Here is an 8,817-nt window from a genome sequence, read left to right as displayed (position 1 = left end):
AAAAACTGTATTTTTAGGATAATGCTGGGGTTTGGATAACTGCTCCTTGCCACGCTCGCCTACAATGTCGGTCCATACCGGCTTTTGGGGAGCGGGAAGATACCCAAAAGCAAACTGATCCGAAAGCTGGAGGCTGGCGACAGGAACATTTACCGGGAATATATCGCTTTCTGCAACTACAAGGGTAAACGGCACGCCATGCTGCTCAAACGGAGAAAGGCGGAGTTTGCGCTGCTGTACATTCCGTAACATGGCAAATGCCTGACAAATGAAAATCCGATGAAGCCGCAACTTCATCGGATTTTCCGCTTTTCATACATTCGGGATTTTTCCTTTGCCGATTACTTCACCGTTCCTGCAATGCTCTATGATGCCGGGCAAAAATCCCATCTCCCCGATTGCGATATGCCGGATATACTCCGCATATTCCTGACCTTGAAAATTCCTCCCCGTGAGGTTTTTGAAAATCATCCTTATGCTTGTTCCGTCATCACTGTACAGGATGATTTTTCCGTTCTGTCTGATTTCTTCCATGATTAAAACTTGTTTTTGTGAATACTATCGTAGATTGGGACAGCGGTTTCTTTGCTACTTTCTTTGTCCGCCATCATGCTCACCGAAAGAAAGTAGGGCGGCTTTCGCCGCCGCCACTCAAAAACGGGTGTAGAGTCCCGTTACCATCGTGAACATTTCTTCCAGCATATCGCAGTATATGCCCTCGTGCGTTGCTATATCCTTTGTCTTGCACTCGAATGTCTTTTTACTGAACGTCCTGCGGTAGAAACGCATATTGTAAAGGTCTAAGCCGGCATCGTAGATGATGTCAAGGCGGTTTGCGCTCGTCTTGTTCCTCGCAAGGCTCATGCGTAAGCCGTTGCCCATGTCTATAAAGTCCTTGCTTCCCGTCATGGCGGCAAAGCGTCTGCCGCCTATTTGCTGTAAAATCGTCTTTGCTATCATGCTTTTCTTGGTTTTAGGTTGGCGGTGCGGATACCGCCAACTTGTTTAACATTCTGTTATCTCGGCAATGGGTGTGTTTCGTTTCAGCCATTCCATCAGGCACTCCATATTGTACTCGCTTGTGATGACTGCCGTATGGCTGTCAATGGCGGTAAACCTGCAGCTCTCGTAGTCGTCTATCCACCCTTTTAGGGTATCAACTCCCCACGCTTCGGCATCGTCAAAGATACCGTCCAATACTTTGATAGGCTCGCTGAACTTCACTATCAGCGTTTGGTAGGCTGCGTTCATCGTCTGTCCTCCTTTTCTTCCTTTGCCGTGAGCCACTTGTCCCGTGCGGCTCGGCACTCGTCCAATGTGGGTTTGACACAAGAGAACAACTCTCCGTTTGTGGGATGGCGGTAGTCGTACTGCACAAGTGTCCGCTTGCGTCTGCCGATACCTAATTGGAAACGCTCGTATTTCTCCGTACCTGCTTCAGTGCAGGTGCTTATTCCGTTGATGGTCATTCGTGTTGCCATAATCGTTGATTTTAGAGTGGTTAAAAATGTACTGACAAAACTCTGTTGCGCATCACCATTTCGGGGTCGCTTGTATAGCGTTGGTGCAGGTAGAAATGGTGGGAGCCGAAGCCGTAAAGGAAGAACCTGTCAAGTTCGTGCTTCTCGGCAAAGTCCTTTACACTCCGTCTTAACTGCCCCTCACTCGTTGCAAGAGTGAGGAGGTTCACAAATTCAATGAACATCGTGGGGATTTTATCGTCCCACAGACAAACCATGCTTTCAATTCTTACTTCCATACTATTGGGTATTATAGGTTGATACTATGCCGCTTCCATCCGCTGGCGGATAAGGTTCACGTTGCTGTTCACAAGGTTTACAATGCGGTCGTGGTACTCGGTATTGGAATTGTGCAAGCCACGACTTTGCACCACTTCCAATGTCTTCAAGGAAACCTCCACCGTTTCTATGCGCTTGCCGTCAATGGTTGCGGATAGGATAAGGGAGTTCTTTTCAAGGAAATAGGAGTTGGAAAACACGCAATGGTGCAGTTCCGTCCCTTCCGCTGCAAACTCCGCAACGCTCTCCAACACACGCACCTGCAAAGTGCCGTCCGTGAAGGCTATGCCGAAAAATATGCCTTTGAGTTTGCGGTATGCCTTCTCGTGTTTCTTCGCTTGGCGGATGCGTTCCTCCAATTTCTTGCGCTCTATCTCCTTGTTGCGCTTGTGCATAAGTCTGTCATGTTCGGCTTTGAGGTCGGAGGGGCAGACGTACTTCGGGCTGTTCGTGTCCTTGCCGAAAAGCCGCAGGAGGTCTATGGTGTCACGCCACATGGAGCCGTCAGCAATGGTGTAGCCGTTGCGGATACATATCTTCACGGATGCCCAATACCTCTCTATGTCAAAGGAACTGCGGATATAGTGGCGCAACATGGGATATTGCCCTGCTTTCAACAGCGTTTCGGATCGGCTGTCGGAAAGGATAGCCGTGAAAAGGTCGTAAGGCAGTATGTTGTGGTATTCGCCATTGAAGCCGTTGCGTTTCAGTTCGGGAATGAAACGCTGTCGGGGATAAGTGCAGACGGGGTTTATATCGTATGCACGGAGTTTGTTGTTCTTGCGTACCTCCATGTCGCTGTATTCCGCCCATAGGTCGTAGTAAAGTATGGACATTCCTCGCAGTCGGGCGACAGTGACGGTTGTGCCTTTGGGCGAAATCCACCTTTGCACCACTTCATAAATGGAATACTCGGCTGCCTGCCCTGCCTTGTATCGGGATTTGACGAAGAAGAAGCGTATCACTTGGTACTGCTTGCAGGTGGTGATGATGCAGAAATACTCGTTCTCGTTGAAAACCCTCTTTCGGGTGCGCAACGCTTCCAACTCCATGCCGCAATCCGGGCATGTGCATCCGCAAACGGTGTCCGCAAGGTCGTGTTCACTTTTCCACGAATGTCCGCACTCGGTGCAGATGTTCGTGCCGTCCGCCCTCTTGATGGCGTAATGCTTGAAGCAATGGCGGAAAGCGTATGCCCTCTGTGTGGCGGTCAATTTCGGCAGTCGCTCGCTCAATCGTGCGACTTCCTGCTGTATGGGTGTTCTCGGTTTCATAATCAGAAATTGAATAGGTTGGGTTGTTGTACTTCTTGTGCGGTCGCTTTGGTGGCGGTTCTCGGCTTGCTGCGGTTCTGCAACTTGCGGAGTTCCTCCTCTTGGTATCTGCGGAGTGCGTTCTGCCGTGCTTCCGCCTTTTCCTCTGCCGTGAGTTCCACCACGTGGTTCACCGCCACTTGGCATTGGATTAGCTTGCCCACCTCTATCTCGTTCTCGTCATAGTAGTGGACTGCTTGCCCGAATATCTCCCCGTCCGTGAAGCCGTTGCAACCGCTCCGCTGCACATAGTTGAGAATGTAGGTGACGCAATCGTCTATGTTCTTGGCAGGGTTGCGGTAGTTCTTGGCAAAGAGCGTATCTTCCGCCGCACGTTGCTCCAAGTACATCTGTATCGTTCTCTTGAAATGTTCTGTTCCTTTCATATCGCTGTCGTTTTTATCAGTTATACATTTTTCCGTTTCCCAAAAACTCGTAGTCGTTGGCTGCGCAACTCTCCTCAAAACTCTCTTCGCTGCACTGGTATTCCATATCGTCACGGCACGACTTGAAGAAGCTGTCAAGGCACTTGTCCATGAGGTCGTACAGAGTGGTTCGGGTGTCGGGGGCTTTCAGAAAGTCGTAGATGGGTCGCAGGATGTCCTCGTCTGCGCAATAGCCTGTCAGTACGCAACAGTTATCCGTGAATATCCGGCTTCTACGTTGCTTATTGAAATTTCCTTTGAGGTAATAGGTTTTCGGCTTGAATAGGATGTGCCAATAGTTATTGACGATGTATTTCAGAAGCCGTATGCCGCAGAGTTCCTCCTCTTTTCCGCTGTAACGTGAGGTGAAACGGTAGGAATAACGGCACGTGTCGTAACTCCAATCGTTCACTTTGACTTTGAACACACTTTCAAATGCTTCCAGCGTGTTGCGGTTGTCACTGTCCCAACCGTATTCAAAAGTGCGTAGCCATTCATTGTATGCGGTATCTCTCGCTGCTGCGGAGAGTTCGGCTAATTGGAATAGGTCGTATGTCCTTGTTATCGTTCTCATATCGCTGTCATTTTAGATGGTCTGTTTCAGTATCTCTCTCCAATAGGTCGGCTGCACTTCGCTCAAAAGGAAGTCTGTAAAGTCCCTCCGTGCGTCCTTGTTCAGTTCTCGGTAGAGTTCACGGAACACGGATATGTTGCCGTTGATGTACGTTTCCACCATGTACACGAAGATGTTGTCCACCTCGTAGTATCTGCATTGCTGCGCTGCCGTTTTGCTGCTTCTCTTTGCCATGTCGGTAAGGGTTAAAGGGTGAATAACCAAAGGATGAAACCGAAGAAGGCGGTTGCGGAAAGGATAGCCACGATTACGCCTATCGCCACTCGGAACACTCCGTTTACAATCTCTCTAATGATGCCCCAAAGGATGCCGAACACCACGAAGGCGGTGCGCACAATCAAGCCGCATATCGCAAGCCCTATGTACTGCGCCATTTGTCTGAAATTTGCCGTTGCCGTCATATTTTCGCTGTTTTTGATTTTTTGTTTTTTTAATGCGGATTCAAGAGTTGAGGGAGTTGAGTTTCAAACTATCTTATCTGCTTCTCGTTTATCCGACATTTTTTTTAATGCGTCTTTCTGTCGCATCGGTCGTTTTCGTTTCGGGTGCTTGAAAAGGTAGGGATTAGGGGATGCAAGGTTTTTCGGGAAAAATACTACCCATAGGGCTGGAGATTTTTTCCGAAAACAGGAGGCTTGACCTTGCATTCCCGTCCAATCCCGGAATTACCTTTGCGCCCAGAACGGAAATGACAACCTGATGCGCTCCCTGAAAGATGCGAAAATGGAGGTAAACGGAAGTGGAGGCAGATTGGACAGGAAAACTTCGAAAGAGAAATCCGTGAAAAAGGGAAAACGCCAAAAGGAAAAGGGACACTGCCGGAGGCGTGAAACCGGGCAAACCACCGGCAAGGAAGTATGATTTTATATGTTTGGCCGAGCGTGTCCGGTCTGACGGATAAAATCATTCTTCCCGGTTTGCCTGCCGTGTGTGACGGCTTGTTCCATTCATGGATCGGGCGGTCAGACACGGCTTTCCGCTTACGGCTCAAAGGAACAGCAAAAAAGAAAAATCGTCAGAAACCCGTAAAAGCACCTCTTTGGCATAAGCACAAAAGAAATGGGCCTTGCATCATCAGTCTAAACTGTTGTTTAGGCGTGATGCAAAGCCCTTTTCTCCGCTTATGCGGCAGTCGGCATACGTTCGTTCAAAATCCTTTTGTACGATGGTGTGCCGACGGATAAAATCGCTTTTACGGAAAAACTTGTATGAGAAGAAAAAAATTAGGGAGATTCATTTCAAAATCTCCCGTTTTATTGTTACTTTTGCATACGAAGAGTTCTTTGAAGGTTACGCAACGCGCAGAAGGATGATGCAGTAGATAACTAACTAAATCGTAACCTATTACTATCATGAGCAATTAACCTACGCTCAGCTCCAATAAATTACACTCTTTTCGTAACTTCAGGTAACAAATTAACGAGAAAGAAGAGAAAATGAAAACCGACCGCATAACATCACCTATACGCAAGCAGGGGTTTCGTGCTTCGTAGGACAGTTAAGTGGTAAATTTAAAGTTCAGTTCTTCGTAGGAAGTTCAGTGGTTAAAATCCCTGCCTGCGTATAGCTGAGAACCGTTATTTGATGATGAGGGCTATTCATATAAATGTAGGTTAAATTTTTCTGACCATTTCAAACTGTTGTCCTTTTGGGGTAAGTCCTAATGATGACAAGAAACCAGTGACTGATTCACAATCGCAATCAACATTAGTAAATTTGAGTACATCGCTTTGAAAATGACTGACAGCACTTTTAAGCAAGGACTTACCTATTCCTTTACGCCGGTAATCTTTTGCAACTGCGAGGGATGAAATATCGCCTGATGCCGGTTCAAAGATAACAAATCCGACAAGTTCTTCTCTTTCATAAGCTCCCAATATGTCCAAATTGTCGATTCCGCGTTCCAGTGAAGCCCTGTCATTTTGCCATGAAGGATGAAAATCGAACCAGGCCGTTTGGTTAAGGCAGTTTTTTAAATCCGATGGGAGTATGCGACATGCGGTATGGTTTACTTGCAATACAGGAACAATATCGCTCAGTTTGGCAGAGTAGTAGTTGAAATTTCTCTGTGTTTCAAAGCCTAATTTGCGATATATTTTTATTGCTTTGTGATTGTGTTGCAAAACTTCCAGTACATATTGCCGAACTCCTTGTTGATATATCAATTCGAGGCTGAAAGTGAATATTTTTTGGGTTAGGTGTAATCCCCGGAATGAAGGTACGGTTCCCGTCCCTGTGTCATAGGCCGTCAAGATGTTGTTGTACATGCCTGTTCCGTTAAACACAAAAGAAATCAGCCGTCCTTCGAAAAATGCTCCGAAAGATAGTTGTGGATTGTATCCTCGTCGGTCGAGCATGCGTCGCAATTCATCCGCATTCAAAGAGAAATCATAATCTTTGAATGCGGATGAGAATGCCGCATACAAATCTTTGAAAGAAACGGACTCTAAAGAATGAATGATGATTCCCATATCGGACGGTGTTATGTGTTTGGATTTTTATCACTATTCTCTACGGTTAAACCGTGCTGTTTGAGAAAGCTGAGCTTATCCCAATAACCTCTTTGGAAAACGATTTTATCGTTTTGCACATGGAAGAATCCGCATCCTCGCAACCCGAGCGGATCTTTCCATTCCATGATAGCCCATTCTCCATCCTCGAATATATGCTCAACAATACAAACCATTTTTGAGGTTGCAAATTCATTTACAAACATTTTATGGATAGCTGTTTTTCCTATAACCGGGGTGTTTGCGACTTGATGGTTTATGGCATCCTGAGCGTATAAGTTTGCCAAAGCGACTGCATCGGCGGCGTTGAAGCAGTCAATCCATTCTTGTAGTATCTCTTTTGGCGTCATATTTTTCGTATCTTTTATTCTTTAATATTTAATTGTTGCTTTTTCCTCTATAAGTTAGAATTAGACATTTTTTCTAATTCCTTTTGAAATGATCATCAAAAACAAAATTAGTATTTTTTTCTGTTTTACTGATGATTCTGTAGAAATATTCTCGTTCATATTATTGTGTCATAAGGAACGTGTCAAAAAAGCGGTTTCCACATTACAGCTTTATGGTAAAATGAGTTTAACCAACTACATAACGCAATCTGTTGTCGGTACTGTTATCTATTTCCCATTCGTATTCTATTTAGCCCCTTATTGTGGGTATGCAGCAAGTTATCTTATCGAATTCACTCTCTTTGGGAGTCAAATATGGTTGTGCAAATGGTGGCTGACAAAACATAAACAAGGTTAGTTGGAATGTTTTTGGTATAATGTTTATAAACATAAATCAAGAAAGAATAAATAAATTTAATAGAGGCTGCCCAAAAAGAAAGAAATTCTTGCAATCACTCTTCTACAGATACTTGCAGAGGGGATAAGATTTACTTTTAGACCTTTTGGATAGCCCCTATTAATATTTTATATAAAATTCATAATTTTAAATTTTTATCCCTTTCGATCGGTTTTCATCCTTAAACTGAAAACCCGGACGCCCGATAATGATATGATTGGCAATGAAATTGCCAGACGGACTTCGTTTATCCATCGGGCTGCGAATCTGCGGGACATCATCGGTTTGTTGTGGCGATATGCTCCGTACACCTTCCGCATCTGGCTTGATCTCCTGCCCGTTCTTTTCTTTTTCGGTGACTTCCTGCGCGGGCGGCGCAAGCTCCAACTGTATCTTGCGGTCAAGCGCGGCAAGTTCGGACTTCAACTGTTTCAGTTCGTCCTCTTTCTTCCACACCTTGCCCGCTATCTCCTGCAACTGCGGAACCTCCTTTTCCAGCACCTCGTTCTTCGCCTTATACTGGTCGATGATGGACGGAATCCTCTCCAATGCATTCAGGAAATTACGTGCGGCGGCTACCGGGTCAGCCATCGCCAGATGCCCGTTGTTATAGGTGTATTTGTAATTCCCTTCCACCACGAAGCGATTGTCGGTAAATTCCAGCCCCTCTTTGAGTATCCTCTCGCTGACCACCATTATCGGGAAACCGTAAATCTCCCCGACAGGCTTGTACAAACCGCCCGTCGTGGCGTTCTTGGCTATCTCCTGCAAACGCTTTCCAATAACTTTTTCGTCGGTTGAATCCACGCCGTCCACCTTGACAATATTAAGGCGACTACCTTCCTTATCAGTCTGCACAACGGAAAGAAAACGGTTCCAGTCCTCCGTCATGGCTTCGATGACAGCCGTGTTGTTGCGCAGTTCCCCCGTCTTGGCTTCCAGCTTGAACTCCGAATCGCGCTTGCCCTTGTTGAACGACTTGCGTTCCCCTTCAAGCGATGCGATACGCTTCTCCAGTTTCGCCTTGTCCAAAAGGTCGGTATTGCCGGAGAGCAACGCCATGTACTCCGAGAAGTTCATGCCCGATTTCTCGTCCATAGCCCCCTCATCGATGGTACGTGCGCCCATCGCCCCGCTTTTGAGCTGCGAGATGAACGTCTGCTTGCAGTGCAGCAGGTTGAACTTGTAGCTGTCCAACGACTTTTCCACCGCGTAGATGATGACATCCACATTGTTCCCGGCAAAACGCTTGGCAATCTCGTTGCCCGCCCTAACTCCGCGTCCGTCACGCTGTTGCAGGTCGGATGGACGATCGGGTAGGTCAAGAGCATTACTGCTCTCTTCCCCCCT

The 8,817-nt window shown here is 46.6% G+C and carries 13 protein-coding genes and 3 pseudogenes; 3 read left to right on the top strand and 13 right to left on the bottom strand.

From position 1 onward, the window contains the following. Positions 1 to 39: 39 nt before the first annotated feature. A pseudogene (locus DW205_RS21705) lies at positions 40 to 249 on the top strand (lysozyme); the annotation flags it as partial. 63 nt (positions 250 to 312) lie between these two features. Here the strand turns inward: DW205_RS21705 and DW205_RS21700 are convergent. The 10 genes from DW205_RS21700 to DW205_RS21655 all read right to left on the bottom strand — a co-directional run bounded on the left by DW205_RS21700 (position 313) and on the right by DW205_RS21655 (position 4,572). Beyond that, positions 313 to 534: a hypothetical protein gene (locus tag DW205_RS21700; RefSeq protein WP_008645976.1), complete on the bottom strand. Its 222-nt coding sequence runs from the start codon at positions 532 to 534 to the stop codon at positions 313 to 315. Positions 535 to 651: 117 nt separating this feature from the next. After that, entirely contained in the window at positions 652 to 960 is a 309-nt protein-coding gene (locus tag DW205_RS21695; protein WP_008151539.1) for a hypothetical protein, read from the bottom strand. A gap of 45 nt (positions 961 to 1,005) precedes the next feature. Then, the gene (locus tag DW205_RS21690) at positions 1,006 to 1,251 is read right to left on the bottom strand and encodes a hypothetical protein (RefSeq protein ID WP_008645975.1); all 246 of its coding nucleotides are present in this window, start codon (positions 1,249 to 1,251) and stop codon (positions 1,006 to 1,008) included. Beyond that, a complete protein-coding gene (locus DW205_RS21685) occupies positions 1,248 to 1,481 on the bottom strand; it encodes a DUF3873 domain-containing protein (RefSeq protein ID WP_008645973.1) in 234 nt (77 codons plus the stop codon). Before DW205_RS21685 ends, DW205_RS21690 begins: the two co-directional genes overlap by 4 nt. A 20-nt stretch (positions 1,482 to 1,501) precedes the next feature. Further along, entirely contained in the window at positions 1,502 to 1,759 is a 258-nt protein-coding gene (locus DW205_RS21680) for a hypothetical protein (protein ID WP_008645971.1), read from the bottom strand. Between the two features lie 24 nt (positions 1,760 to 1,783). Beyond that, entirely contained in the window at positions 1,784 to 3,073 is a 1,290-nt protein-coding gene (locus tag DW205_RS21675; RefSeq protein WP_008645969.1) for a PcfJ domain-containing protein, read from the bottom strand. 2 nt (positions 3,074 to 3,075) lie between these two features. Further along, on the bottom strand, positions 3,076 to 3,498 hold the full coding sequence (locus tag DW205_RS21670) for a PcfK-like family protein (protein WP_008645968.1): 423 nt from the start codon (positions 3,496 to 3,498) through the stop codon (positions 3,076 to 3,078). Positions 3,499 to 3,514: 16 nt separating this feature from the next. Beyond that, complete coding sequence (locus DW205_RS21665) at positions 3,515 to 4,111, bottom strand: hypothetical protein (protein WP_008645966.1); 597 nt, start codon at positions 4,109 to 4,111, stop codon at positions 3,515 to 3,517. Positions 4,112 to 4,123: 12 nt separating this feature from the next. Further along, positions 4,124 to 4,345 (bottom strand): hypothetical protein, encoded by a 222-nt coding sequence (locus DW205_RS21660; protein ID WP_005850431.1) that lies wholly within the window; start codon positions 4,343 to 4,345, stop codon positions 4,124 to 4,126. A gap of 11 nt (positions 4,346 to 4,356) precedes the next feature. After that, positions 4,357 to 4,572 carry a hypothetical protein gene (locus DW205_RS21655; RefSeq protein ID WP_008645962.1) on the bottom strand — a complete coding sequence of 72 codons (216 nt, stop codon included), beginning with the start codon at positions 4,570 to 4,572 and terminating at the stop codon, positions 4,357 to 4,359. A 298-nt stretch (positions 4,573 to 4,870) separates the two neighbouring features. Here DW205_RS21655 and DW205_RS22195 point away from each other — a divergent pair, with 298 nt between their 5' ends. Then, positions 4,871 to 5,032 (top strand): hypothetical protein, encoded by a 162-nt coding sequence (locus tag DW205_RS22195; RefSeq protein WP_153868481.1) that lies wholly within the window; start codon positions 4,871 to 4,873, stop codon positions 5,030 to 5,032. Positions 5,033 to 5,784: 752 nt separating this feature from the next. Here the strand turns inward: DW205_RS22195 and DW205_RS21635 are convergent. Both DW205_RS21635 and DW205_RS21630 read right to left on the bottom strand, forming a co-directional pair. Then, positions 5,785 to 6,642: a GNAT family N-acetyltransferase gene (locus DW205_RS21635; protein ID WP_007366527.1), complete on the bottom strand. Its 858-nt coding sequence runs from the start codon at positions 6,640 to 6,642 to the stop codon at positions 5,785 to 5,787. A gap of 11 nt (positions 6,643 to 6,653) precedes the next feature. Further along, entirely contained in the window at positions 6,654 to 7,031 is a 378-nt protein-coding gene (locus DW205_RS21630; RefSeq protein WP_007366528.1) for a nuclear transport factor 2 family protein, read from the bottom strand. A gap of 118 nt (positions 7,032 to 7,149) precedes the next feature. Between DW205_RS21630 and DW205_RS21625 the strand changes: the two are divergent. After that, positions 7,150 to 7,428 (top strand): annotated as a pseudogene (locus DW205_RS21625) (DUF418 domain-containing protein); the annotation flags it as partial. Between the two features lie 186 nt (positions 7,429 to 7,614). On the opposite strand, the pseudogene DW205_RS21620 reads toward DW205_RS21625, so the two are convergent. After that, a pseudogene (locus DW205_RS21620) lies at positions 7,615 to 8,817 on the bottom strand (DNA methylase); the annotation flags it as partial.

It is taken from the genome of Parabacteroides sp. AM17-47 (genome assembly GCF_003434625.1).
GTDB lineage: Bacteria > Bacteroidota > Bacteroidia > Bacteroidales > Tannerellaceae > Parabacteroides > Parabacteroides distasonis.
The sequence above is the reverse complement of the archived record's forward strand: the minus strand, read 5'-3'. Positions and strand labels throughout refer to the sequence as shown.